Below are 24,557 nucleotides of genomic sequence, written 5' to 3'. Positions count from 1 at the left end.
CCGCCCTTCGACAGGCTCAGAGACCGTATCCCGCAGGGTTGTCCACGGATCCAGCGGGTTATCCACATTCTGGGGATGGATATGCACACCCCCTCCCCGAAGTTATCCACAGATCTATCCCCATGTGGGGAGAATTACACGGCTGTTATTCACACGGCCCCGGAGGACGGCGAACGGCCCCCGCCTGAAGGCGAGGGCCGTTGTGGTCCGGTGCTCAGCGGCCGGCGGTGATGAGCAGGGGAGGAACGATCGCGACCACGGCGAGCAGCACGAGGACGAGCGCCGAGACGAGGCCGATCCACCAGAACCTCGCCGTGCCGCGGCCGCTCGTGCGGACGTAGATGAGCGCCACCAGCGCGCCGACGACGGCACCGCCGACGTGCGCCTCCCACGCGATCCCCGGCACGATGAATCCGTACACGAAGTTGATGGCGAGCACGACCAGCGCTCCGACGATGTTGCCGCCGAGGTGGCGGCCGATCACGATCAGCGCGACGAACAGGCCGAAGATCGCCCCGGACGCCCCGACCGTGGGCTGCGCCGGATCGATCAGAGCCATCGCGACGGAGCCGCCGAGACCGCTCACGAGATACAGCGTGAGGAACTTCGCGCGACCCAGCAGCGGCTCGAGCTGCTGCCCGACCATCCACAGCGCCAGCATGTTGAGGCCGAGGTGGATGAAACCGCCGTGCACAAGGAGTGCGGTCAGAAGGCGCCAGGGCTCGAACGGCAGTCCGGACAGCGACGGGTAGAGGTACGCGCCCGCGAACTGCAGGTAGCCGGTGATGACCGAGCCGATTCCAGGGAGCAGCTGCAGCAGGCTCACCGCCGAGGTGATCGCGAGGATCCAGTACGTCACGATCGGACGCCCGCCCACGGCGGTCATCGACCGCGCGCCCCAGCGCCGGTTGGCACGGCGCTGGGCCGGGGTCTGGCTGCGACGCTGCTCCTGCATGCACTCCGGGCAGATCACGCCGACCGGGGCCTGCGTCTGGCACTCGGGGCAGATCGTGCGCATGCACCGCTGGCAGAGCACGAAGCTCTGCCGTCCGGGATGCCGGTAGCAGAAGTTGTCGGGATTCGCGTGGAACTCCGAAGTCGTCATCCGTGCACTCCGGATTCCTGGGTCCCTGAGCCTGTCGAAGGGCGCGGGGTCAGTTCGCGACGATGTCGACGGACTGCAGCACCACGTCCTCGACCGGGCGGTCGCCCGCACCGGTGCGCACCGCGGCGATCTCGTCCACGACGGCCTTGGACGCGTCATCGGCGACCTCGCCGAAGATCGTGTGCTTGCCCTGCAGCCACGGGGTCGGGTCGGTCGTGATGAAGAACTGCGAGCCGTTGGTGCCCTCGACCTGGCCGGTGATGGCGTTGCGGCGCAGGCCCGCGTTGGCCATCGCGAGGATGTAGGGCTCGTTGAAGTTGAGTTCGCCGTGGATCTCGTCGTTGAAGTTGTAGCCGGGGCCGCCGACGCCCTGGCCGAGCGGGTCGCCGCCCTGGATCATGAAGTTCGGGATGATCCGGTGGAAGATGACGTCCTTGTACAGCGGGCCCTCGCCGGGCTTGCCGGTGGCGGGGTGCGTCCAGGATCCGGTGCCGTCGGAGAGTTCGACGAAGTTCTTCACCGTGCGGGGAGCGTGGTCACCGTAGAGGTTGACGACGATGTCTCCGTGGTTGGTGTGCAGCGTGGCGACGTGAGTGGCGTGAGGCATGGATCCATTCTCGCATCGGATCCCCGCGACCTTCCGATTCGCCTGTGAACTTCTCGGATGCACACCCGCCGCACAGGCACTTCTCTGGCAGGATGGGGAGTCCGAACCCCGTTTCGATTGGGAGGGCATCGTGAGCCTGAGCCGCAAGCGTCAGAAGGAACTCCGCCAGCTGCAGAGCGAGGCGAACAAGCTGTGGGCCGCGCAGCAGGTCATCGTCGGCGATGCCGCGAACGTCGCCCGTGAGGCGGGAAGGCAGCTCGACAACTTCCGCCGCGAGCAGGTCGTTCCCACCGTGCAGGACGTGTACGAGCACCGTGTGGTTCCCGCCGTCGACAAGAGCATCAAGTTCTCTCGCGATGTCGTGGATCACAAGGTCGTCCCCGCGATCGGCGGTGTGGTCGGATCCGCGCTCAGCGCGTGGGACATCGCGAACGCCAAGCGCACCGGCACCCCGTACACCCCGCGCGCCGTGGTCGCCGTGCCCGCGGAGCGCAAGAGCGGACTCGGCATCGGAGCCGTCATTGCGATCGTGCTCGGCGCCGCAGCCGCGGTGGGCGTCCTCGTCGCCGCCTGGCAGGCCCTGCGTGCCGACGACGAGCTCTGGGTCGCGGACGACCCGCTGAACGCCCCCGAGGCGTGAGCACGTCCGCTTCGCCGGCTCCCGAGCCCGTCGAAGGGTCCGTTTCCGAGCCCGTCGAAGGGCCGCACGCCCGCGTCCGCGACGCCGCGGCCGCCCGCGGCCTCGACATCGAGATCCGCGAGCGCCCGGCGGCGAACAGCCTGCAGGAGGCCGCGGCGCTGCTCGGGCTGGATCCCTCCGGCATCGTGAAGACCCTCGTGGTCAAGAGAGCCGACGACACGTTCCTGTTCGCGCTCATCCCCGGCGGTCGCAAGATCTCCTGGCCGAAGCTGCGCGCCCTCGTGGGCGTGAACCGGCTGAAACTCCCGGAACCGGCCGTCGCACTGGCCGCGACCGGCTACGAACGCGGCACGATCGTTCCGATCGGCAGCACCACCGACTGGCCGGTTTTCGCCGATGAGACGATCCGCGGGCGGCGGATCGCGATGGGCGCGGGTGCCCACGGCTACAGCCTGTTCGTGGACGCCGACGATCTCATCGCGGCCTACGACGCGACCGTCGCCGACATCTCCGAACCGGAGTGATGACACGCCCCTGCGCAGCGTGCGAGCGCGGGGGTAGCATCCGGGAATGACGGATGCACTGGATGCGTGGTCGGAGTTCCACGTCGCGATGCTGGGCGCGACTGCGGCCCTCGCCGGGCTGGTCATCGTCGCGGCGAGCGTCAACATCGAGAAGATCATCCTCGCCAAGGCCCTGACCGCGCGGCTCGCCGCGGCGATCGCGGGGCTGGTGCTCGCGATCCTCACCTCGGGCATCGCCCTCATCCCCGCACTCGAACCGCTCTGGTTCGGCGTGCTCCTGCTGGCGACGACGGCCGGAGCCGCGGGGTTCCAGGTGCATGCCGCGCTCGCCCTCCGGCACGATCCCGGGCTGGGCAACACGCTGCCCCGCGCGGCTCTGGGCTTCCTGCCGCTGATCGCCTACAGCGCAGCGGGCGTGCTCCTGCTGACAGGCCTGCCCGTCGGGCTGTTGTTCGCGGCCGCGGGGTCACTCCTCGCGCTCGTCGTCGCGATCGTGATCTCCTGGGTCGCCCTGGTCGAGGTCCTGCGCTGACTCAGCCCCTCGCGCCCGCCATCCCGAGAGCGATATCCACGAGGCGCACGCGCTGCAGGCCGGCGACCTCGTCGAGCGCGTACCAGGCGGCCATGTCGGTGGATCCGCCCTTCTCGAAGCGCAGCTTGCCGCTCACGATCCGCGCCCGGTACACGATGCGCAGTGTGTGCAGCGGCTCGGTCGCGCCGGGCGTGACCCGGCGGCGGGCCGGGATCACCCTGGAGTGGATCCCCAGCAGCTCATCGACGACCACCTTGTAGCCGGTCTCTTCGCGCACCTCGCGCCGGACCGCGGTCTCCGGATCCTCACCCGGCTCCAGCCCGCCCCCGGGCATCGTCCACGACACCCGGCGACCCTCGGTCCACCGCGCCAGCAGCACACGTCGGTCCTCGTCCAGGATGACCGCGTATGCCGCGACGCGCATGTCCATGGTTCACACCCTAGGCCGTCCCCGACTGGTACGGCGCGGTCAGGTCAGACCTCTCCGCACGCGCACGATCGGATCGATCAGTTCTGAAGAAGCGCCCGTCCGCACGCCTTCGTACGCTGAAGAAGTCCCCGGATCCACGGGGCCGTCGAGCGGAGGATGCCATGACCGAGAACAACGCCCCTGTGCTGAGCGACTTCGAGCGCGCCGCCGTCAAGGAGGCCGCGAAGGAGAGCCGTACCCGCGCCGCCCGCAAGAAGGTGAGCCCCGAGGAGCTGCGCGCCGCCGGCGAGGCCGACGTGCTGGCCAAGATCGCGGAGATGGATGAGGAGGACGGATCCCTCGCCACCGCCCTGCACGGCCTCGTCGCCGAGAACGCGCCGCACCTCGTCCCCAAGACCTACTACGGCATGCCTGCCTGGGCGAACGCCGCCGGCAAAGTCGTCTGCTTCTTCAAGCCGAAGGCCAAGTTCAAGGTGCGCTACGCCACGTTCGAGTTCGAGTGGCCCGCGCAGCTCGACGACGGCACCGTATGGCCCGTGTCCTACGCGGTGACCGCGCTGACGCCCGCCGACCTCGCCTTCCTCGGCGAGCGCATCCGCACCGCGGCCCCTGCGGAGTGACGCCGGATCCGGACTCCTGAGGTTCAGGTCGCGATTTCGGCTGCAAAACCGGCCCGGATGGGACCGAATCTGCGACCTGAACGCGGGGATCGCGACCTCAACGCGGAGATCGCGACCTGAACGCGGAGATCGCGACGTGAACCGCAGGCCGGACGCCGCGACCCGGACAGCGCGGGCGGGCCGGATCCGTCACTCCCCGCGCAGGTGCGCGGCGGTGAGCTCGGCCATGTCCTCGTCGCTGAGCTCGTCGAGCTGGCGTGACTCGCGCTTGTCCATCCGCAGCCAGCGCATCATCAGGATCACCAGGATCGGCACGTCGACGACCTCGGCGATGAGCCACAGGAGGTCGCCGGAGAGCTGCTGATCGCGTAGCGGATTCGGGAACCACAGCGGCAGGGCGCCGGGCCAGGCGCCGGCGTGATCGAAGACCACGGTGCCCAGTCGCAGCAGCACGCCGGGGACCGCGTCGAGCACGAGCTCCACGAACGCGAACAGGAACTCCGCCACGATGAACAGGCTCGTGCGGGCCACGGTGTGCGCCGCCATCGGCAGCACCATCAGGAGCCCCAGCAGCGGGACCAGCACCGAGATCACGGCCTCGGCGACAGCGCCTGACCGCAGCATCGCCGACAGCGGCGTGAAGAAGACGGCGAACACCAGGCATGTGAACACCGGGGCCATGATCGCGTTGCCGAAGAACTTCGCGAGCCGCGACCTCAGGAAGCCGTTCATGCGCGCGCGAGGGCGTGCCGACAACACCGTGCGGGCCAGCGCCACGGGTCGGCCGAACGTCACCAGCATCGGTACGACGAACAGCAGCAGCGCGATCCGCGTCGTGAACGCCCAGCGGAGCTCCATGCTCCACGTCCCGAGGAACCCGAACGACACCCAGGCATACGAGCCGAGCCCGAGCACCAGGTACATCAGCGTCAGCCGCAGCGGCCAGCGGTGGCCGCGTCGACGCAGCGCCACGACACCGCCGAGGTAGAGCCCGGCCGCGACGATCAGCACCGCGAGTGCTGTGGGATCCAGACTCCAGGTGCTGAGGAAGACGGGGATGGACGGCGTGGCGACTCCGTGTCTCGCGAGGGCGGTGGATGCGGCACCGCGCGGCGGCGGGCCGCGATGACGTTACGCCCGGCGGCTATGCGGGCGGTGAGGACCTCGCGATCGGCCGTCGCGATGGCCGCCCTTAACGCCCGGTGAACTCTCGCGGTCGAGTGCGCGACACCCGCTGTTCGCGGGGGCGCAGCGCGGAATGCTGACGATCATGAGCGCCGAAGTGATGATCCTCATCCTGGTGGTCGTGACCGCACTCGGTTTCGACTTCACCAACGGATTCCACGACACCGGGAACGCGATGGCGACATCCATCGCCACCGGGGCGCTGAAGCCCAAGGTCGCGGTGGCACTCTCGGCGATCCTGAACCTGGTGGGCGCATTCCTCTCGGTCGAGGTCGCCGCGACCATCACCAAGGACGTGCTGACGATCCAGAGCCCGAGCGGCGATCTGGTGCCCGGTCTCAACCCCGAGTCGGCCATGATCATCATCTTCGCGGGGCTCGTGGGCGGCATCCTGTGGAACCTGCTCACCTGGCTGCTGGGCCTGCCGTCCAGCTCCTCGCACGCCCTCTTCGGCGGCCTGATCGGCGCCGGCATCGCGGGTGCCGCCACCGTCAACTGGGCCGGCATCCTCGGCAAGATCATCGTCCCCGCCGTGCTCTCCCCGCTGATCGCCGGCGTCGTCGCCGCGGTCGGCACCTGGCTCGTCTACCGCCTCACCCGCACCGTGCACGCCAAGCACCGCGAGGCCGGCTTCCGCTGGGGTCAGATCGGCACCGCCTCGCTCGTCTCCCTCGCGCACGGCACCGGCGACGCGCAGAAGACCATGGGAGTGATCGCCCTCGCCCTCATCGCGCACGGCTCGCTCACCGGCGACCAGATCCTGAACGAGGGCCTGCCGATCTGGATCATCGTGAGCTGCGGCGCCGCTATCGCACTCGGCACCTACCTCGGCGGCTGGCGCATCATCCGCACTCTCGGCAAGGGCCTCGTCGAGATCGAGTCGCCCCAGGGCCTCGCGGCCGAGGCGTCCTCCGCCGCGATCATCCTCACCTCGAGCTCGATGGGCATGGCGCTCTCGACCACGCACGTGGCGACGGGCTCGATCCTCGGTTCCGGCGTGGGCCGGCCCGGTGCCCAGGTGCGCTGGGGCATCGCGGGGCGCATGGTCACCGCCTGGCTCATCACGATGCCCGCGGCCGGTGTGGTCGGCGCGCTCTGCTTCTTCCTTGCGCACGGCATCGGCGGGCTCGCCGGCGCTATCACCGTGTTCGTGCTGCTGCTGGCGGCCGCCGCCCTCATGTACCTGCGCAGCCGCCGCCAGAAGATCGACCACCACAACGTCAATGCCGAGTGGGACGGATCCCTCGCGCCGAACGCCGCCTCGCAGGGCGCGGCGGCCTGAACCGAAGGACGGATACATGAACTTCGACATCGCACAGATGGCGCTCTCGGCCGGTCGCGTGCTGCTGGTCGGACTGCTGTTCGGTGCGGGGCTGCCCGCCTTGTTCGCCCTCGGGATGCGCCTGCAGTCGGCCGGCACCGGGGAGGTCGACGGCGAGGCGCCCGGCACACGCCGGCCGTTGCTGACCGCGGCGGGATGGATCCTGTTCGCGCTCGTGATCGCCGTGGTGCTGGCCGGGGTGCTCTTCATCACCCGGCTGAGCATCTACCACTACTTCGGCATCTCCCTGTTCGGGGTCGGCAGATGAACGGCAACGTTCTCGGCCGCGTGCTCGACTGGCTGCGCGCCGGCTATCCGGAAGGCGTGCCACCCAAGGACTACACGCCGCTGCTGGCACTGCTCCGGCGCACGCTCACGGCGGAGGAGCTCACCGCGGTGGTCAGCGCGCTCGCCCAGCAGGAGACGGACCCGGTGCGGGTCTCGCAGATCCGGGCCGCGATCGCGGGCGTGACCTCGGCGACGCCGGGCGACGACGAGGTGCGCCGCGTGGCCATGCTGCTCTCCGATCGCGGAGTGCCGCTGAGCACCAAGGCGCAGCGGATCGTSGGCGATCGGACGATTCTCGCCGATGCCGCTGCCGGAGCGCGCGGAACCGCCGGCCCGGATGCCGCGGTCGACGAGCCGGGCTCCACCGAGCAGAACCTGATCGCGCAGGCGCTGCGCTGGCTGGGCGCGGGCTATCCGGAGGGCATCCCCGCCCAGGACCGTGTGCCGATCCTCGCCCTGCTGCGCCGCCGCCTCACCGACGACGAGGTGCAGAAGGTGTGCGAGGCGGTCGCCGCGCAGAGCGGAGCGGATCCGGAGATCTCGCTCGTCGATGCCCAGGTGCTCATGATGAAGGTGCTCGGCGAGCTCCCCGGCGACGATGACGTGGAGCGCGTGCGCACGCGTCTCGAGGAGTCGGGCATCACGCTGAGCTGACCGGCTCCTCGCTCACGTTTCCTGACCGCGAGACTCCGACTGAGTGACGAGACTGCACCCCAGAACCGCAGTCTCGTTACGGAGTTGGAGTCTCGCGAGACAGGCGAATCGTCTGGGCTGGGCGGGCGACGCAGCGGATCCGACGGACGATTCGGCGCGGGATCCTGGCGCACGCAGCGGTTCATCTCGATCTCGGAATATGTCTCGCCGCGGGCCTGGCGCGCCGTCCTCGACGGCACGTAGCGTGGAGGAGTGAGCACGCCTTTCCCCGCCTCCGTGTACGCCGCCCGCCTCGACCGCGCCCGCACCCTGACCGCGAGTGCCGGTCTGGACGCGATCATCGTCGGAGCCGGGCCTGACCTGACGTATCTCGTCGGCGTCGAGGGGGACACGATCGAACGTCTGACCGCCCTCGTGATCCCTGCGGCCGGGGATCCGACCGTCGTCGTGCCGCGGATGGAGCTCGCGAAGGTACGCGACACGGCCGTCGGCGCGCTCGGTCTCGCGGTCGCGGACTGGGTGGACGGCGAGGATCCCTACGCGCTGGTGACGGCGGCGATGGGCGGATCCGTCTCACGGTTCGGCGTCTCGGACGCGTTGCCGGCGCTGCACGCGATCCCGCTGACCGAGCGCCTGGACGTGCGGCCCGAGCTCGCGACGCCGGTGCTCCGCGAGAGCCGCATGATCAAGGACGCCGCCGAGATCGCCGAACTGCGCCGCGCCGGTGAGGCGATCGACGCCGTGCACCGGCGCGTTCCCGGCCTGCTGCGCGCCGGGCGCACCGAACGCGAGGTCGGCGCTGACATCGCCGCTGCGATCGTCGAGGAGGGGCACCGCACGGTGGAGTYCGTGATCGTCGCCTCGGGTCCGAACGGCGCGGATCCGCACCACGAGGTATCGGACCGGGTGATCGAGGACGGCGACATCGTGGTCGTGGACATCGGCGGCGCGGTGCCCAGCGGCTACAACTCCGACAGCACGCGCACCTACGCCGTCGGCACGCCGGATCCCGAGGTCGCGCGACGCATCGCCGTGCTCGTGCGCGCGCAGCAGGCGGCCGTCGACGCGGTGCGCCCCGGCGTCACCGCGAAGCAGGTCGACGCCGCCGCACGCGACATACTGGCCGCGGAGGGTCTGGCCGAGGCGTTCCTGCACCGCACCGGCCACGGCATCGGCGTCACCACGCACGAGGAGCCGTACATCGCGCCCGGCAACGCGTTGCCGCTGCGCGAGGGCATGGCCTTCAGCATCGAGCCGGGCATCTACTTCCCCGGCGACTGGGGCTCCCGCATCGAGGACATCGTCGTCGTCACCGCCGACGGCTGCACCAACCTCAACACCACCCCGCACGAGCTGACGAGCGCCGGTCTCTGACCTCCGCGTGCTCTTGATCCCGACAGGCTGACGCAGGGAGTGCATTTCGCGACCTGGTGCAGGGTGATCGTCGCCACGCCGACGTTGACGAGGGGACCGAAGCCGATGCGTCTCCGCGTAATCTGAGCCTGTGGCCGAGGACTGGCGGTTGATGGGACAGGAGTCCTACCTCTGCGGTCGGTCCATGCGTCTTGCACGTTGGACGCCATATCGGCAGGGCTGGGATCACGATCGGTGTGACTTCTGCGCGGCGGAGATCTCGGATGATCCGACCGGTCATGCTGCTTACAAAGAAGCGTGGGTGACCGCGGACGATGATTACAGTTGGGTCTGCCCGGAGTGCTTCAACGACTTCCGCGAGCGATTCGGCTGGGTCGTAACGGATCAAGAGGCGGACACATGACGGCGCGAACGAGGATCCCTTCACACGTTCTGATCACCGTCGGAGCGGCTGTGGTGCTTGTCGGAATCTCGGGCTGCACGGCGGGCACCGTCACGACGGACGGAAAACCCTCCACGCGGCCCTCTGCCACCGCCACGTCTCCCGCCCCAAGTCCGACGGCCACCCCTGCAGCGACCGACAAGGTCGCCTGCGATACCTACTCGGACATGCTGACCATTCTGCACAACACCGACTACTCCTTCTATCGCGGTGCGATCAGCCCGCAGGAGCGGACCGGCTGGTACTCCCTCGCCTTCCGCGTCATCGGGCACGCGCCCACCGTCGGCGAAGGGCCGGTCGCCAAGGCGCTGACGACGCTGCAATCGATCCAACCCTCGATGCAGACCGATTCGACAACCCAGGATCCCGCGACCGTCGCCTGGGGCGAGGCCTCGCAGGCGCTGGCCGCGGCATGCCAAGCCGAGGGACTTCCGACCGGGGCGCAAGGCTTCGTCGGAGGCTGACCCCTGCGGGATCCTGACCCATCGCGCCCGCACCGTGGATCTCCCGGTGCGGGCGCAATCGGGGGCGGCCCGCACCGGGAAGTCTGTGTCGCGCGGTCAGCGCACGCGGTCGAGGGCCTCGGGGATCTCGGTGCGCCAGGATGACGGAGCCTCCGAGGCGGGCGCCGCGGGAAGCACGCCTTCGCCGTCCGGATGCGGGATCGCATCGAGCAGCGCCTCCGTGTAGGGATGCACCGGGTTGGCCCACACCACGGGCGTCGCGCCGGACTCGACGATGCGCCCGCGGTACATGACGGCGACACGGTCGGCCATGAGCCGGACCACGGAGAGGTCGTGCGAGATGAACAGCATCGCCGCGCCCGAGGCTACGCACAGCTCGCGCATCATGCCGGCGACCGAGGCCTGGGCCGAGGCGTCGAGCGCCGAGATCGGCTCGTCGGCGACGATCAGGTCGGGCTTCGCGGCGAGCGCTCGGGCGATGGCGACGCGCTGCCGCTGACCGCCGGAGAGCTGGTACGGGTATCGGTTCTCCAGGGTCGGGGAGAGGCCGACCGCCTTCAGCCAGTGCGATGGCGCTTCGGTGTCGACGCCACGGGCACGGGCGGCGCGGGATCCCTCCGCGATCTGCTGCGCGACGCGGATCCGCGGGTTCAGCGAGGAGTTCGGATCCTGGAACACCATCTGGATCGCGGTGAGTTCGGCGGGGCGGGTGCGCATTCCGAGCGGCTTCACCGGACGGTCCCGGTAGAGCACCTCACCGGCGCGCGGCTTCTCCATGCCGATCGCGGCCCGAGCCGTCGAGGACTTCCCGCAGCCGCTCTCACCGACGAGCGCGAGCACCTCACCGGCGGCGATGTCGAAGGAGACGCCGTCCACCGCGCGGAACGCGGCGCGACCGCCGTACTCGACGACCAGGGAGTCGACGTGCAGGACCGGCTTCTGATCACTCATCGGTTCTCCTCCGTGTCGGCGGCGTCCGCGTCGGCGGCAGAGGCACCGAGCGCGGAGCCGCTCTCGGCCGGCGCATCCACGAGGGAGTCCTGCGCGTCGGGCATCGCATCCAGCAGCTCCCGCGTGTACGGGTGCTGCGGATTCTGGAAGACCTGCTGCCGGGATCCGGACTCGACGATCAGCCCGCCGCGCATCACCGCGACCTCGTCGGCGATCGCGCTCATCACGCCGAGATCGTGCGTGACGAGCAGCACGGCGAGGTCGCGCTCGGTCGCGAGGTCGCGCAGCAGGTGCAGGATCCCCGCCTGAACCGTCACGTCCAGCGCCGTGGTCGGCTCGTCCGCGAGCAGCACCTCGGGCTCGCAGGCCAGGGCGATGGCGATCGCGATGCGCTGCCGCTGCCCGCCGGAGAACTGGTGCGGATACTTCTGCAGCGCCTCCTCCGGGTTCGGCACGCGCACCAGCGCGAGCAGCTCCGATGCCCGCTTCCGGGCCTCGGCGCGGGACAGCCCGAGATGGGCGCGCATGCCGTCGGCGAGCTGGGAGCCGACGGTGATCTGCGGATGCAGGCTGGCGGACGGATCCTGGAAGACCATGCCGATGCGCTTGCCACGCACGCGGCGGTAGGCCCCGCCCGTCATCCCGACGAGCTCGACCTCCGATCCGCCCGCGCCGCCGAGGACGATGGATCCGGAGGCGGTGCCTCCAGCCGGCAGCAGACCGAGGATCGCCATGGCGGTCATGCTCTTGCCGGATCCGGACTCTCCGGCAAGGCCCTGGATACGTCCGGGGACSAGGTCGAGCGAGATGCCCYTSACGACCTCGGTGCGGTTGCGWCKGCTCTGSCCGAGGTCGACGCGCAGGTCGCGGATCGCGAGTGCGGCGCTCATGCGGCCACCTCCCCGGTCGCGGCGGCGGCCGACACCGCGGTGGGCGCCTCCGCCTCGCGCTCGCGCGCGGCGAGCGGATCGAGGGCGTCGCGCAGCGAGTCACCGATGAAGTTGAACGCCATCACGATGCTGAGGATCGCAAGGCCGGGGAACAGACCCAGCCACCAGGCCGAGGTGTTCTGCATGGCCGCGGCGATCATSGTGCCCCATTCGGGCGTCGGCGGCTGCGCKCCGAGACCGAGGAASGACAGKCCGGACAGCAGCAGGATCGCCGTGCCGATGTCGAGCGASGCGAGCACSAGCACRGGGCCKGCGATGTTCGGCAGCACGTCSCGCAGCAGGGAGCGCAGCGGGGAGGATCCGAGCAGGCGCCCGGCGATCACATAGTTCTGCGTGCGCAGTCCGAGCACGAGCGACCGCGTGATGCGGGCGTAGGGCGGCCAGGCCACGATGATGCCGGCGATGACCGCGTTCATGATCGACGGGCCGAGGGAGGCGGCGATGACCATGGCGAGGATCACGGTCGGGAACGCCATCACCATGTCGGTGATGCGCATGAGCACCTCGTCGAACCAGCCGCCGAGATAGCCCGCGACCGCGCCCACGACGGTGCCGACGATCATCGCGCAGACGACGAGCATGAGCGCGAGCGGGATCGTCGCCTGAGCACCCAGGAGCAGACGGGAGAACACGTCGCGGCCGTTGACGTCGGTGCCCATGATCGCGTCGCCGCTGGGGGCGGCGAGCCGGGGGAGGTCCTGCGCGAGCGGGTCGTGCGGGGCGATCCACGGGGCGAGGATCGCGATCACGATCCACATCAGGGCGATCACCGTGCCCACCACGGCCAGCGGCGTCCGCCAGGCGCGCGGCAGCCAGGGGCGACGGCGCCTCGGGGCGACCTGCTCGGGGATGACGAGATTCATGACAGCCTCACTCGCGGATCCAGGACGCCGTAGAGCACGTCGACGACGAGGTTGATGACGAGGTAGATGACGCCGACCACGAGACCGACGCCGGTCACCGCGAGCAGATCGAGGTTCTTCGACGCGTTGTAGGCGTAGGTGCCCAGGCCGGGCCAGGCGAACACGGCCTCGACCAGCACAGTGCCCGAGAGCAGGCTGCCGAAGGCGATGCCGACGAGGGTGAGGATGGGCAGCGCCGCTCCGCGCAGCACGTAGCCGACGACGACCCGGCGTCCGCTCAGGCCCTTCGCCCGCGCCGCACGGGCATAGTCCATGTCGAGGACCTCGAGCACGGAGGTGCGCACGAACCGGGTGAGGGTCGCGATCGTGAACAGGCTCAGCACCAGCACCGGCAGGGCCAGGTGGCTGGTCGCGTCGAAGAATCCGACCGAGTCGCCGTTCAGCAGGTAGTCGATCGTGTAGAAGCCGGTGATGCGCGGCGGCGGTGTGATCGTGGGGGAGATCCGCCCGGATCCTGACACCCAGTGCAGCTGCATGAAGAACAGTTGGTAGGTGAGGATGGCCATCCAGAACGTGGGGATGCTGAGCCCGATCAGGGTGACCACGCGCACGACCTGGTCGGTGACCTTGCCGCGGCGGTAGGCGGCGAGGGTGCCCAGCACGATCGCGACGGCGAGGCTGATGATGATCGCGTAGAAGGCGATCTCCGCCGTGGCCGGCACGGCCTTGGCGAGGTCTGCGGAGACCGGCTGTCCCGACTTCAGCGAGGTGCCGAGGTCGCCGCGCAGCAGGTTGCCGACGTAGAGGAAGAACCGGATCCACACCGGCTGGTCCAGCCCGTACTTCTGCCGGAAGGCCTCGACCGTGGCGGGGTTCGAGGCGGCGCCCTCGCCGAGGGCGGCGCGCACCGGATCACCGGGCACGATCACGGTGAGGGAGAAGGTGACCAGCACGATCCCGAACAGCAGGATCACGCTCGTCACGGCCCGCCGGGCGAGGAAGCGCAGCAGCGTGTGCTGGGCCTGCCGCGTCTTGCGGGTGGCGATGACTCGGGTCTCGGACACAGGGTGCTTCCGGATCTACGTGGCGGAGGGGGCGTGATGCTGCGGGGACCGGAGCCGCGTGGCTCCGGTCCCCGCAGGGCTCACTTCGCGGGGTGCAGCGTCCGCAGGTCGAGGGTCCAGGTCACGTTGTACTCGAGACCCGCCACCTTGGTGGAGCTGGCGAGGTTGATGCCGGGCACGATCAGCGGCACGAACGGTCCCGACTCCTGCATCGCCTTGGCGTAGTCGCTGAACGCCGTGTTGCGCTCGTCGACGGAGGTCGCGTTCTGCGCCTTGGTCACCAGGCCCGCGATGGTGCTGTCGGCCTCCGTCGGCCAGCCGGCGCGCAGGCCGACCTTCTGACCAGGGCCGAACGGCAGGAACGAGGAGGTGTCGGCGTAGTCAGGGCCCCAGTACCAGAGCGAGAACGCCTCCTGCGCCTTCACGTAGGGCTGCACTTCGGTCGCGAACGGCGCCGGGGCGAGAGTCGCGTTGATGCCCGCGGCCTTGAGCTGCTCCTGCACGCGCTCGGCGACCGGGGTGAACTCCACGCCGCCGACCGGGTTGTCGTTCGGGAACTGGAGCTTGATCTCCTGGCCGGTGTATCCGGAGGCGGCGAGAGCAGCCTTGGCCTTGTCGAGGTCCTGCTTCACGCCGGACTTGTTCGCRCCSGGGAACATCGGCGGGATGACGCCGGTGGCCTGCWCGGATCCSKYGCCGGCSAGCTCSAGSAGCTTGTCGTAGTCSAGCGCGTASCGCACGGCCTCGGCGAACTTCGGGTTCGCGGTCGCACCGCCCACGTTCTTGTCCTGGTTGATGAGCAGGAACAGCGTCTCGGCAGACGGCGCCGAGTTCACGGTGAAACCGTCGCCGAGGTTCTTGACCTGGTCTCCGGAGAGGTCGACCGCCACGTTCGAGTCGCCGCCCTTGAGGTTGGTCAGCTGCGTGGAGGACTGCGAGATGTTGCGCACGACGATCTTGTCGTAGGCCGGCTTGTCCTCGCCGTCGTAGCTGTCGTTCTTCACGAGCACCACCTGCGAGGTCAGGTCGAGCGACTGCAGCTTGTACGGACCGGAGCCGGCCGAGTTCGCGTCGAGCCAGGTCTTGGCCGCGTCCTTGTCGTCGGTCGTGCCGCCGTTCTTCTTCACGAGCTTCGAGTTGAGGATCGCGAGCGACGGGTTGGTGACGATCGCGGGCAGCTGCAGCGACGGCGTCTTGGTCGACAGGGTGACGGTCTTGTCATCGACCTTGGCGACCGTGATGCCCGCCATGAGGAAGTTGGCCTTGGAATCGGTGATGCCCGCGACGCGGTCGAGCGAGAACACGACATCGTCGGCGGTGACCGGGGTGCCGTCGGAGAACTTCCGGCCATCCTGGATCGTGAAGGTGAACTCGGTGGCGTCCGAGTTCTGCTTCATGGTCGCGAGATCCGGTTTCGGGGTGGTCGAATCGGCGCCCTGGAACGTCAGCAGCGTGTCGTACACCGCGTGCAGCACCATGTTGCCGGTGGGCACGTAGTTGCGGCCGGGGTCACCGGTCTCGAGCGAGAACGCGGTGTCGACCACGAGCGTGCCGCCCGAGGAGGAGCCGCTGGAGTTGTTCGCGGAGTTGCCCCCGGAACAGCCGGCGAGCGCGATTGCAGCCACAGCGATGAGCGCTGCGGCGACGTGGCGATAGGAACGGGCCACGGGCTTCCTCCTCATTGAATTGGACAGGTCAGATGACCGGGTCGGGTTTCCCGGCACTATATCCGACCGTTTAGCCAGATTTCGAGCAATCCATTGTCACGCTTCCATCACTACGGCAATATGTCCAGCATGAGCGATGATCAGCCTTCCGTCTCTGGACGATCCGCGCCCGGGATCGACGAAATCGCGTACGACATCCTCCGCGCACTGCGCCGCAACGGGCGGATCTCGATCGCCGCGCTCGCGCAGGAGGTCGGGATCTCCCGGGCCAGCGCTTACTCCCGGGTGGAGTCCCTGACCCGCGCCGGGATCATCACGGGGTACACCGCCGAGGTCGACACGACGCGACTCGGCCTCGGGGTGAGCGCGCTCGTGTTCTGCACGATCCAGCCGCAGTCGTGGTCCTCGTTCCTGCAGGCGATCGGTGACATGCCCGATGTGGAATCGGCGATGGTGATGACCGGTGAGCACGATGTGATGCTCCTCGTCCGCAGCGTCGACATGGAGCGGATGCAGTCGCTCGTGATCGGCACGATCGCCGACCGTCCCGAGGTGACGAAGGTCGAGACCGCGATCGTCATGGGCGAGGTCTTCCGTCGACCGTTCGTGCTGCCGGACGAGATCCCGGAGCGCGCGGCGATCGGCGTCGACAGCGGCCTGATGCGATTCACCCGCACCGACGGGAGCCGCGGGACCCGGGTCTGACGGTCACCCCGGGGTCGTTGAGCGAGGACGGCGAAGCCGACCGAGACGAAACGCGGTGCCCTCACCGGCGACAGCAGGGCCTCAGACCTGCAGGCAGACGCTCACGTGTTCGACGCCATCCACGGCGAAGTCCTCGATGAGGCGGATCCGGCCGTCGTCCTCCTGCTCGGCGCGGCTCACCGCGTCCCCACGCACGACGGAGCCGTCGCTGACCAGGGCATGCGCGAACGACACCCGCACCTCGGCACCGGCCACCTCGCCGACGAAACGGCCCTCCGTCACCGTGTCACCGGTGTATTCGCCCMAGATCAGGCGGCCGTCCTGGTGGTAGTCGAAGGTCGTCGGGGCCTTGGGATCGACCTCGCTGGCGGTCGAGGAGACCATGGCGAAGCGCAGTCCGTCGAGGAGGAGCGTGGAAGGCATGACGACGAGTATGGACCCCGCACCGGCGTTCGGCGCAATCCCGTCCTCCTCCGGTGCGGGCCGTGAAGGCGGTGCGCGGATCCCGTGCGGGTCGCCATCATCTCCGCCGGAATGACAATCCCTGCGGCGCAGAAATCTATTAACAGGTTCATCCACATGTGGATTACTCGGCGAATGCGGAAAACGTCCTGTGCAGTGCCGCCAGCCCGGGCTCTTCGTGGAGATACCTGCTGTTCACCGGTGGTTTTCCCGCGCGTCACAGATCTTGTCATTGCGACGCCGGGAAACCCCGCACCGATATTCCGGTGTGTGCTCTCGGCACACGGGAATCACCGTGCGCGGACGGAGGGATCCGGCTCAGGAAATCCGCCGGAAGAGCGTGTTCCCCGCGGCGGCGAAGGCGCTTCCCACGGCGAGGATCGCGGCGCCCCCACCCGCGTAAGCGATCTGCAGGTGGCTGCCGTGGTTCTCCACCGTGATGTAGATGATGACGAAGGCGACGGCCGAGGCGAGGGCGCTCGCCCCCGCGATCCACCACAGCGCGGGCAGCGTTCGTGCCGGCGGCACCGCTTCGGGCACACGCCAGAGCAGCAGCGCGATGCCGCCCAGGCACCCGCATGCCGCGACCAGCATGAACGCCGCGACCACGTCGCTCGGCCGGTGCCACTGCTGGATTACCAGCAGAATCCCGGTGACCACGGCGAATGCACCGCCCAGCACTGCCGCCAGAGGGCGCCAGCGCGGGGGACACACGACGAAGACAGCGAACGCCGCGGCGGCGGCGACCGTCGCATGCCCGGAAGGGAATGAATTGTCGAGCAAGTCGGTGGCGCCGGTCGCTACGCGGTCCAGGAACACGTGCTTGGCGAGCTCGGCGGCGATCACCGCGATTCCTCCCACAGCGAGGGCGACCAGCAGATGCCGGAACCGTCGCGTCCCCAGGCCGATGATCAGCGTGAGCAGGATTCCCCCGCCGATGGCGACCGTGGGTACATTGCCGAGCACCATGCCCGTGAGGCGATAGACCAAATCGTGCTGCGACGAAGCCCCCACGAACGCCCGCTCGTCGACGATCTGCCCGACGTAGGTGCGCACGAAGAACACGTATGTGGCCACGAACGCGGCCGCGAGGATCACGGCGGCTATCGCGAAAGACCACACTCCACGTCTTGCCGCCATGCATCCATCATGCAGGTTCGAACTGTGGGCCTGCTCACCAGTCCCTGCGATCTTGCGCAGCCCGCAGGTCTTTGAGAGCCCGTGACTCGTCGTACGTCCCGGTACGGCCGCGCCGCATGAGTCGTCGGACGAGACCGGTATCCTCCGGGAGCCGCGTAGGCGTCTCCGGCTCCTCGCCGTGTCCATGGCGCGTGCGTGCCGTGTCGAGCAGCGGCAGGGCGATGTGCACGAGAGGGCCGATTCCGAGGGCGAACACGACCGTGCCGACACCGACGGTTCCGCCGAGCAGCCAGCCGATCGCGAGCACCGTGACCTCCACCGTGAGGCGGGAGACCCAGATCGGCCAGCCGAGGCGGGAGTTCATGCCGGTCATCAGACCGTCGCGCGGGCCAGGACCGAAGTGCGCACCGATGTACAGCCCGCTCGCGAGGGCGACCGCGAGCACCCCGGCGACGAGCAGGAGGATCTGCATGAGCAGGCCGTGCACCGGCGGGAGGACCGTCACCGTCGCCTGGATCGCGGTTCCCACGAGAAGGACATTCAGGAGAGTGCCCAGGCCAGGCTTCTGCCGCAGCGGGATCCACAGCAGYAGCACCAGSAGSCCGACGATGTTSGTGATCCATCCCACGCCGATGCCGGTGTGCCGGGACAGCCCCTGCGCGAACACGGTCCAGGGGTCGACGCCGAGTCCGGCGGAGATCATGAGCCCGTCTCCGACGCCGTAGAGCACAAGTCCGATCACCAGCTGCAGCACCCGTCGTGTCATGGATCCATGATGCAGGAGAACTGGACTGGTGAGACCAGTCCAATCACCCTAGGCTGGCCTGATGGACTCCCGTCTCTCCGCGCGCGCACTGGTAGAGCTGCTCGGGCTGTGGCGAACCAGCGAACCGGCCTTCGACGCTCTCGCTGACGGCATCCGCCTGCTCTGCCTCGACAATCGCATCGCTCCCGAGACGGCGTTGCCCGCCGAGCGGGAGCTCGCGGCAGCGCTCGGCGTGAGCCGGACGACGGTCGCAGCCGCCTACCGGGGACTGCGCGCGACCGGGCACATCGTCAGCCGCCAGGGCTCCGGCAGCGTCACCCGGCCGCTCGGACGCACCGCCGCCGCGCGCTGGTTCGACCACGGCGGCATCGACCTGCAGCAGGCCAGCCCTCCGGCGTGGCCCGGCCTGCCGGGGGTGATCGCCGAGGTCGCGGGTTCAGCGACCTCGCTCGTCTCCCGCTCCGGCTACGACATCCTCGGACACGCCGAGCTGCGTGCCGCGATCGCGGACCGGTACACGGTGCAGGGGATCGACACCGTGCCCGAGCAGGTCATGGTCACCAACGGCGCCCAGCATGCGCTGAACCTGATCGCCGGCACTCTGCTGCGCCGGGCCGATCGCGTGCTCATCGAGACGCCGACCTATCCGCACGCCGCGGAGACGTTCCGTCGGGCCGGATCCCGTCTCGTGGGTGTTCCTGTGGATGCGCGGCATGGCTGGGACCTGGATCGAGCCGTGCAGGCGTTCTCCCGCACGGCTCCCGTGCTCGCCTACCTCATGCCGCAGTTCCAGAACCCGACCGGGCGATGGATGAGCACGGAGGAGAGTTCGGTGTTCGCGCGCGCCGCACACGATGCCGGATCCGTCCTCCTGATCGATGAGACGACCGCCGATCTCCGTGTCGACGGGCCCGCGGGCCGCGCGCCCTTCACGACCGGCCCCTGGATCCGGGTGGGCTCGCTCGGCAAGTCCGTGTGGGGTGGGCTGCGCATCGGATGGATCCGTGCCGACGGGGATCTGATCCGCCGCCTGCGGGCGGCACGCACCTCGCACGACCTGGGCACCCCCGACCTCGAGCAGGCCATCGCAACCCGCGTGGTCGCGCGGCTCGATGAGATCCTGCCGCAGCGCTCCGCTCTGCTGCGCACCGGCCGCGACACGCTCACCACAGCGCTGGCCGCGGCATTGCCGGAGTGGTCGGTGCCTGAGGTGCACGGCGGAGTCGCACTCTGGGTCGAGTTGGGCGCGCCGCTGAGCTCCGCCCTGGTGATGGATGCCACACGGCACGGGCTGCATCTGTCGGCCGGACCGCGGTTCGCGGTGGAGGGCGGTCACGAGCGGCACCTGCGGATCCCGTTCACGGCCGAGGCCCGCGAGCTCGCCCGCGCGGTCGACATCCTCGAGGAGTCCTGGCGACGGGTGACCGCGGGCGTCGACCTCCCTGCAGCCGGACCGCGGCCGACCCCCGCCGAAGCACTGGTGTGAGTGGTCGAGTTGGACGCGGACGAGCACCGGTTCTCGGCTGCACTGGCCTGGGAACGACGAAGGGTCCAGGCGTATGCCTGGACCCTTCGTCCTGTGTGGAGCCTAGGAGATTCGAACTCCTGACATCCTGCTTGCAAAGCAGGCGCTCTACCAACTGAGCTAAGGCCCCGTGCCGGGATTCGGCGGGTTTCGACCGAATGAGCGGATCCGATTCTCTCGGATCCGCTCACATGTCGGTGGGGCTACCAGGACTTGAACCTGGGACCTCTTCATTATCAGTGAAGCGCTCTAACCGCCTGAGCTATAGCCCCGTATCAACCTCCAAGACTTTACCGGACGTTGACACGATCACGAAATCGAGCCGGGTCAGCTGCCTTCGCGCAGGGTGATGCTCCCCGCGGACAATGAGGCCTGGATGCGATGCGACGACGAGAAGTCGTTCTGCACGCTCGTCTCCAGGTTGCCCGCCGAGACGTCCTTGGACAGGGCGTACCGGCCCGACGGTACCGTCACGTCCATGGATCCGGCACTGACGTCCAGGCGGATCCCGTCGGGCTGCGTGCCCGCGAGCGTGGCGTTCAGGTCGCCCGCCGACATCGACAGGTCCGCCGTGGTGACGTCGTCCAGGCGCAGCGTCGCCGAGCCTGCGCTCACCCGCGTGGTGACCGCGGTCGCGCCGCCGGCGACCGTCAGCGACCCCGCGTTCACGGTCGTGCTCAGCGTGTCGAAGCGTCCCTGGGTGGAGAGCGAACCTGCATCCAGCCGCAGGTCGGCGCCCAGTTCGCCCTCCAGCTCGCGGGGGAGCGTGAGGGTCATCTGCGGATCGATGCCGAACCAGGCGCCGATCCACCAGCCGAACGGCCCGCTGGGGCGGTCCACGCGCAGCACGTCGCCGTCCCGGCGCATCGTCCAGTCGCTGCTGCCGGCCCCGGTGGTCCGCATCGTCGCCGCGGCGACGTCATCGAAGCGGACCGTCGCGGAACCGCGCCCGACCTGGACCTTGAGGTGTGTCACGCCCGAGGTGTCGACGGTGGTGGTGCTGCCCACGGAGCCGTCGCCGGTGGCGATCTGGCTGACAGCCGCGAGTGCGGAGGTGCCGCCGACGGTGACCAGCGCCCCGCCGCCGATGATCGCCGCGGCGATGGTGATCGCGGTCAGGGCTCCGCGACTCGGGTTCGAGCCTGGCGCGGGGGATCCGGGGCGGGAGGAGTCCGGCGCAGCGGCCGCAGAGGGGTCCGGCTCGGGCGGGTTCGGAGGGGTGAGATTCGTCATCGGTTCGGTCCTGTCTGTGCGGGTCCGGCACCAGGGCCGTTCAGGCCGGCGCTGGAGATGTGGGCGATCGCGGCGAGGACGCGGCGGTTGCCGGACTCGTCGGGTTCCAGCCCGAGTTTCTGGAAGATGGCGGTGATGTGCTTCTCGACGCTGGCTTCGGAGAGGAACAGCGCGGCCGCGATGGCCTGGTTCGACTTGCCCTCCGCGATCATGGCGAGCACCGTCCGCTCGCGTTCGGTGAGGCTTCGCATGCGGTCGTCCTGGTTGCGCCGGGTGAGCAGCTGTGCCACGACCTCCGGGTCCAGCACGGTGGATCCGGAGGCGATGCGCGCGACCGATTCGATGAACTCGGAGACATCAGCCACCCGGTCCTTCAAGAGGTAGCCGAGCGGGCCCGCGGACCCCTGTGCTGATCCGCTCTGCGCGATGATCAGATCGCTCGCGTAACGCTCCTCGACGTACTGCGACAGCACGAGCAGCGGAAGCTGCGGCAGTCGGGTGCGCAATGACAGCGCGGCGCGGATCCCCTCGTCCACGAATGTCGGCGGGAGCCTGACATCGAGGATGCAGAGCTCGGGATCGGTGGCATCGACGCTCTCGTCGAGGTCGGTCGCATCGGGCAGCGCGGCGACGACCGCATGCCCGGCGTCCTCGAGCAGACGCACGAGCCCCTCCCGCAGCAGCACCGAGTCTTCGACGATCAGGATCCTCATGAGGTCACCATTCCTGCAGAAGCGGCGTTTCGTCTCGGTCGGCTTCGCCGTTCTCGCTCAACGACCCCGGGGAACACGATCAGGATGCGCACGGGACGCTCACCTCCAGGCTGGTCGGACCGCCCGCGGGGCTGTCCAGGCGCAACGTGCCACCGGCGGCGAGCACGCGGTTGCCGATCCCGTCGAGGCCTCCGCCCGGAAGCACGGTCGCGCCCCCGATGCCGTTGTCCTCGACCCGGGCCCAGAGCGTGCCGCCGTCGCGCACCCGCACCACGACCCTGCATTCGCTGGCCCGGGAATGCTTGGCCGCATTGGTGAGCGACTCCGCGATGGTGAAGTACACGGCGGCCTCGGCGTCACGCGAGCACCGCCCGTTCAGCCGCACATCGAGCACGACCGGCACGGGGGACCGCCCGGCGAGGGCCGAGAGGGCCGCGTCCAGCCCCCGGTCGTCGAGCACCGAGGCGTGGATTCCGCGCGCGAGCTGGCGCAGCTCGGTGATCGCCGCCTTCGTCGAGGTGTGCGCCTCGGCGATGAGCGCCTTGGCGGCTTCCGGATCCGAGTCGATCTTCTGCTGCGCCATCCCGAGCGTCATCCCCACGGAGACGAGCCGCGGCTGTACGCCGTCATGCAAGTCCCGCTCGATGCGGGTGCGCTCCACGTCTGCGGCGCGCACGGCGCCGGCGCGCTGCGCGGTGGTCGTGCGCACCCGCTCACTGAGGTCGAGGTTTCGGTCGGGGGTGGCGACGATGCCGCGCGAGATCGCCCGGTGCAGCAGCGCCACGCTGATGATGCCGACGACGGCGGCCGCCGCGCCTGCGCCGCCGATGAGCGGGGCCCAGGCGCTCGGGTACCTCGTACCCCAACCCGTGTCGACCTCGCCGGTGGTGAACAGCGGGGCGAAGGCCGTGACCGCCGACCACCCGAACCACGCCATGAGCCGCAGCACCAGGGATCCGAGCGCGCAGGCGATGGCGAAGTTGGCCAGCGCCCGCCACATCCGGCCGTTGTACGCCTGCCGCCAGAGCGAGAGCAGCCAGCCGCCGAAGCCCGGACGGTCGGTCGCACGCCAGCGCAGGGCCGGGAGTCCGAACCCGTACAGGCCGTTCAGCCGCGCGATCTCGAACCAGGCCACTCCGTACAGGGCGTAGACCAGGCCGACGAGCACGATGATCCCGACGCCGAGGAAGCTGAGGCCGAAGCCGATCCCCAGCGCACCGCCGAGGATGCCGACCACCGCGGATCCGATCACGCCGAGCGCGGCGAGTTCGAGGATCGTGAGGAACAGGCGCACCGGGGTGCGTGACGCTTCCGCGACAGGGCCTGTCACAGGAGGCGGGGAGGAGGCTGCTGTGGTCATGGCTCCACGCTACGGGCGCGCTCGTGGACCGGGAACGGGGGAAGCCGGGGGATCTGGYTCGGGGTTTCCGTAAGAACAGCGGTTATGCATGCCTTGCCTTGATGGACGGCGGTGCGTGCAGGTGCTTACGTGGACCCATGACTGCACTGCATCCGCACGAACCGCACGGCACCGGTCTCGGACAGCGCCTGAACTGGCTGCGAGCCGGGGTGCTGGGCGCGAACGACGGCATCGTGTCGGTCGCCTCCCTCGTCGTGGGCGTGGCCGGTGCCACGACGGACAATGCCGCGCTGCTGGTCGCGGGCCTCGCSGGCCTSATCGGCGGCGCGATCTCGATGGCGCTCGGYGAGTACGTCTCGGTGWSSAGCCAGCGCGACAGCGAGCACGCGCTCATCGCGAAGGARCGCGARGAGCTGCGYACSATGCCSGASGCGGAGCTCGCCGARCTCACCGAGCTGTACCGCCAGCGCGGACTCAGCGACGACACCGCGCACCGGGTCGCCGTCGAGCTCACCGAGCACGACGCACTGGCCGCGCACCTCGAGGTCGAGCTCGGCATCGACCAGGACGATCTGGTGAACCCGTGGCACGCGGCGATCTCCTCGGCGATCGCGTTCACGGTCGGCGCCATCCTGCCGCTGCTCGCGATCCTGCTGCCGCCGCCCGGCTGGCGCGTGCCGGTCACCTTCGTCGCCGTGCTGATCGCCCTCGCCGCGACGGGCTTCATCTCAGCGCGGATCGGCGGCTCGAATCCGACGCGCGCCTCGATCCGTCTGGTCATCGGCGGGGCGCTCGCCCTCCTCGCGACGTGGCTCATCGGCACCCTGCTCGGCAGCACCGGCGTCGTCTGAGATTCGATCCCGCATCCATCGACCGCGAGACTGCATCCCCGTCACGAAACTGCAGCAGAATCGTGCAGTCTCGCGACAGAGTTGCAGTCTCGCGGTCAGAGAACGCGGAAGAGAACGCGGA

28 protein-coding genes and 2 tRNA genes are annotated in these 24,557 nt (G+C 69.4%); 13 read left to right on the top strand and 17 right to left on the bottom strand.

The features are described from left to right. Positions 1-214 precede the first annotated feature (214 nt). Both AC1DMN_RS05415 and AC1DMN_RS05410 read right to left on the bottom strand, forming a co-directional pair. Entirely contained in the window at positions 215-1,105 is an 891-nt protein-coding gene (locus AC1DMN_RS05415) for a rhomboid family intramembrane serine protease (protein WP_477229977.1), read from the bottom strand. A 49-nt stretch (positions 1,106-1,154) separates the two neighbouring features. Next, entirely contained in the window at positions 1,155-1,712 is a 558-nt protein-coding gene (locus tag AC1DMN_RS05410) for a peptidylprolyl isomerase (protein ID WP_233310797.1), read from the bottom strand. Positions 1,713-1,881: 169 nt separating this feature from the next. Between AC1DMN_RS05410 and AC1DMN_RS05405 the strand changes: the two genes are divergently transcribed. The 3 genes from AC1DMN_RS05405 (at position 1,882) to AC1DMN_RS05395 (ending at position 3,408) form a co-directional block, all read left to right on the top strand. After that, positions 1,882-2,352 (top strand): DNA helicase, encoded by a 471-nt coding sequence (locus AC1DMN_RS05405; protein WP_440733203.1) that lies wholly within the window; start codon positions 1,882-1,884, stop codon positions 2,350-2,352. A gap of 107 nt (positions 2,353-2,459) precedes the next feature. Continuing rightward, positions 2,460-2,876, top strand: a complete 417-nt coding sequence (locus AC1DMN_RS05400) for an aminoacyl-tRNA deacylase (protein ID WP_477230355.1) — start codon at positions 2,460-2,462, stop codon at positions 2,874-2,876. Positions 2,877-2,922: 46 nt separating this feature from the next. Beyond that, entirely contained in the window at positions 2,923-3,408 is a 486-nt protein-coding gene (locus tag AC1DMN_RS05395) for a hypothetical protein (RefSeq protein WP_477229978.1), read from the top strand. Position 3,409: 1 nt separating this feature from the next. Here the strand turns inward: AC1DMN_RS05395 and AC1DMN_RS05390 are convergent, their stop codons facing one another. Next, positions 3,410-3,838: an NUDIX hydrolase gene (locus AC1DMN_RS05390; RefSeq protein ID WP_441976532.1), complete on the bottom strand. Its 429-nt coding sequence runs from the start codon at positions 3,836-3,838 to the stop codon at positions 3,410-3,412. Between the two features lie 161 nt (positions 3,839-3,999). On the opposite strand from AC1DMN_RS05390, the gene AC1DMN_RS05385 reads away from it, so the two are divergent. Further along, positions 4,000-4,458 carry a hypothetical protein gene (locus AC1DMN_RS05385; RefSeq protein ID WP_477229979.1) on the top strand — a complete coding sequence of 153 codons (459 nt, stop codon included), beginning with the start codon at positions 4,000-4,002 and terminating at the stop codon, positions 4,456-4,458. Positions 4,459-4,647: 189 nt separating this feature from the next. On the opposite strand, the gene AC1DMN_RS05380 is transcribed toward AC1DMN_RS05385, so the two are convergent. Then, positions 4,648-5,469: a cytochrome c oxidase assembly protein gene (locus tag AC1DMN_RS05380; protein ID WP_477229980.1), complete on the bottom strand. Its 822-nt coding sequence runs from the start codon at positions 5,467-5,469 to the stop codon at positions 4,648-4,650. 259 nt (positions 5,470-5,728) lie between these two features. On the opposite strand from AC1DMN_RS05380, the gene AC1DMN_RS05375 reads away from it, so the two are divergent. The 6 genes from AC1DMN_RS05375 (at position 5,729) to AC1DMN_RS05350 (ending at position 10,186) form a co-directional block, all read left to right on the top strand. Next, positions 5,729-6,925, top strand: coding sequence for an inorganic phosphate transporter (locus AC1DMN_RS05375; RefSeq protein ID WP_477229981.1), 1,197 nt, complete (start codon positions 5,729-5,731; stop codon positions 6,923-6,925). 16 nt (positions 6,926-6,941) lie between these two features. Then, complete coding sequence (locus tag AC1DMN_RS05370) at positions 6,942-7,232, top strand: hypothetical protein (protein WP_440732744.1); 291 nt, start codon at positions 6,942-6,944, stop codon at positions 7,230-7,232. Beyond that, the gene (locus tag AC1DMN_RS05365; protein ID WP_477229982.1) at positions 7,229-7,906 is read left to right on the top strand and encodes a DUF3349 domain-containing protein; all 678 of its coding nucleotides are present in this window, start codon (positions 7,229-7,231) and stop codon (positions 7,904-7,906) included. The genes AC1DMN_RS05370 and AC1DMN_RS05365 overlap by 4 nt, the downstream gene beginning before the upstream one ends. 252 nt (positions 7,907-8,158) lie before the next feature. Beyond that, positions 8,159-9,280, top strand: a complete 1,122-nt coding sequence (locus AC1DMN_RS05360; protein WP_477383939.1) for a M24 family metallopeptidase — start codon at positions 8,159-8,161, stop codon at positions 9,278-9,280. 130 nt (positions 9,281-9,410) lie between these two features. After that, positions 9,411-9,683: a hypothetical protein gene (locus AC1DMN_RS05355; RefSeq protein WP_441976525.1), complete on the top strand. Its 273-nt coding sequence runs from the start codon at positions 9,411-9,413 to the stop codon at positions 9,681-9,683. 206 nt (positions 9,684-9,889) lie between these two features. Next, positions 9,890-10,186: a hypothetical protein gene (locus AC1DMN_RS05350; protein WP_441976524.1), complete on the top strand. Its 297-nt coding sequence runs from the start codon at positions 9,890-9,892 to the stop codon at positions 10,184-10,186. Between the two features lie 96 nt (positions 10,187-10,282). Here AC1DMN_RS05350 and AC1DMN_RS05345 read toward each other — a convergent pair whose 3' ends face one another. The 5 genes from AC1DMN_RS05345 to AC1DMN_RS05325 all read right to left on the bottom strand — a co-directional run bounded on the left by AC1DMN_RS05345 (position 10,283) and on the right by AC1DMN_RS05325 (position 15,681). Beyond that, complete coding sequence (locus AC1DMN_RS05345; protein WP_477229984.1) at positions 10,283-11,137, bottom strand: ABC transporter ATP-binding protein; 855 nt, start codon at positions 11,135-11,137, stop codon at positions 10,283-10,285. Next, positions 11,134-12,027, bottom strand: coding sequence for an ABC transporter ATP-binding protein (locus tag AC1DMN_RS05340; protein ID WP_477383937.1), 894 nt, complete (start codon positions 12,025-12,027; stop codon positions 11,134-11,136). The genes AC1DMN_RS05345 and AC1DMN_RS05340 overlap by 4 nt, the downstream gene beginning before the upstream one ends. Then, positions 12,024-12,950 carry an ABC transporter permease gene (locus tag AC1DMN_RS05335; RefSeq protein WP_477229985.1) on the bottom strand — a complete coding sequence of 309 codons (927 nt, stop codon included), beginning with the start codon at positions 12,948-12,950 and terminating at the stop codon, positions 12,024-12,026. Before AC1DMN_RS05335 ends, AC1DMN_RS05340 begins: the two co-directional genes overlap by 4 nt. Further along, a complete protein-coding gene (locus tag AC1DMN_RS05330) occupies positions 12,947-14,014 on the bottom strand; it encodes an ABC transporter permease (protein WP_440732738.1) in 1,068 nt (355 codons plus the stop codon). Before AC1DMN_RS05330 ends, AC1DMN_RS05335 begins: the two co-directional genes overlap by 4 nt. A gap of 80 nt (positions 14,015-14,094) precedes the next feature. Further along, complete coding sequence (locus AC1DMN_RS05325; RefSeq protein WP_477383935.1) at positions 14,095-15,681, bottom strand: ABC transporter substrate-binding protein; 1,587 nt, start codon at positions 15,679-15,681, stop codon at positions 14,095-14,097. 129 nt (positions 15,682-15,810) lie between these two features. Between AC1DMN_RS05325 and AC1DMN_RS05320 the strand changes: the two genes are divergently transcribed. Then, on the top strand, positions 15,811-16,386 hold the full coding sequence (locus AC1DMN_RS05320; protein ID WP_440732736.1) for an Lrp/AsnC family transcriptional regulator: 576 nt from the start codon (positions 15,811-15,813) through the stop codon (positions 16,384-16,386). Between the two features lie 81 nt (positions 16,387-16,467). Here AC1DMN_RS05320 and AC1DMN_RS05315 read toward each other — a convergent pair whose 3' ends face one another. From AC1DMN_RS05315 to yczE, 3 genes are all read right to left on the bottom strand, one after another. Beyond that, positions 16,468-16,809 carry an avidin-fold protein gene (locus AC1DMN_RS05315; protein WP_477383933.1) on the bottom strand — a complete coding sequence of 114 codons (342 nt, stop codon included), beginning with the start codon at positions 16,807-16,809 and terminating at the stop codon, positions 16,468-16,470. 357 nt (positions 16,810-17,166) lie between these two features. Further along, positions 17,167-17,988, bottom strand: a complete 822-nt coding sequence (locus AC1DMN_RS05310) for a phosphatase PAP2 family protein (RefSeq protein WP_477229986.1) — start codon at positions 17,986-17,988, stop codon at positions 17,167-17,169. 34 nt (positions 17,989-18,022) lie between these two features. Next, a complete protein-coding gene (gene yczE, locus AC1DMN_RS05305) occupies positions 18,023-18,754 on the bottom strand; it encodes a membrane protein YczE (RefSeq protein ID WP_441976519.1) in 732 nt (243 codons plus the stop codon). 61 nt (positions 18,755-18,815) lie between these two features. Here yczE and yczR point away from each other — a divergent pair, with 61 nt between their 5' ends. After that, positions 18,816-20,240: a MocR-like transcription factor YczR gene (gene yczR / locus AC1DMN_RS05300; RefSeq protein ID WP_477229987.1), complete on the top strand. Its 1,425-nt coding sequence runs from the start codon at positions 18,816-18,818 to the stop codon at positions 20,238-20,240. Between the two features lie 96 nt (positions 20,241-20,336). Here yczR and AC1DMN_RS05295 read toward each other — a convergent pair. From AC1DMN_RS05295 to AC1DMN_RS05275, 5 genes are all read right to left on the bottom strand, one after another. Then, positions 20,337-20,409 (bottom strand) — tRNA-Ala (locus AC1DMN_RS05295). Between the two features lie 68 nt (positions 20,410-20,477). Further along, positions 20,478-20,551 (bottom strand) — tRNA-Ile (locus tag AC1DMN_RS05290). 55 nt (positions 20,552-20,606) lie between these two features. Continuing rightward, complete coding sequence (locus tag AC1DMN_RS05285) at positions 20,607-21,512, bottom strand: DUF4097 family beta strand repeat-containing protein (protein ID WP_477229988.1); 906 nt, start codon at positions 21,510-21,512, stop codon at positions 20,607-20,609. Further along, a complete protein-coding gene (locus AC1DMN_RS05280) occupies positions 21,509-22,225 on the bottom strand; it encodes a LuxR C-terminal-related transcriptional regulator (protein WP_441976516.1) in 717 nt (238 codons plus the stop codon). Before AC1DMN_RS05280 ends, AC1DMN_RS05285 begins: the two co-directional genes overlap by 4 nt. 79 nt (positions 22,226-22,304) lie before the next feature. Beyond that, positions 22,305-23,585 (bottom strand): sensor histidine kinase, encoded by a 1,281-nt coding sequence (locus AC1DMN_RS05275; protein ID WP_477229989.1) that lies wholly within the window; start codon positions 23,583-23,585, stop codon positions 22,305-22,307. Between the two features lie 137 nt (positions 23,586-23,722). Between AC1DMN_RS05275 and AC1DMN_RS05270 the strand changes: the two genes are divergently transcribed. Further along, the gene (locus tag AC1DMN_RS05270; protein ID WP_477383931.1) at positions 23,723-24,436 is read left to right on the top strand and encodes a VIT1/CCC1 transporter family protein; all 714 of its coding nucleotides are present in this window, start codon (positions 23,723-23,725) and stop codon (positions 24,434-24,436) included. The last annotated feature ends 121 nt before the right edge of the window (positions 24,437-24,557 follow it).

Source organism: Microbacterium sp. 01T413_2, from assembly GCF_056398985.1.
The sequence above is the reverse complement of the archived record's forward strand: the minus strand, read 5'-3'. Positions and strand labels throughout refer to the sequence as shown.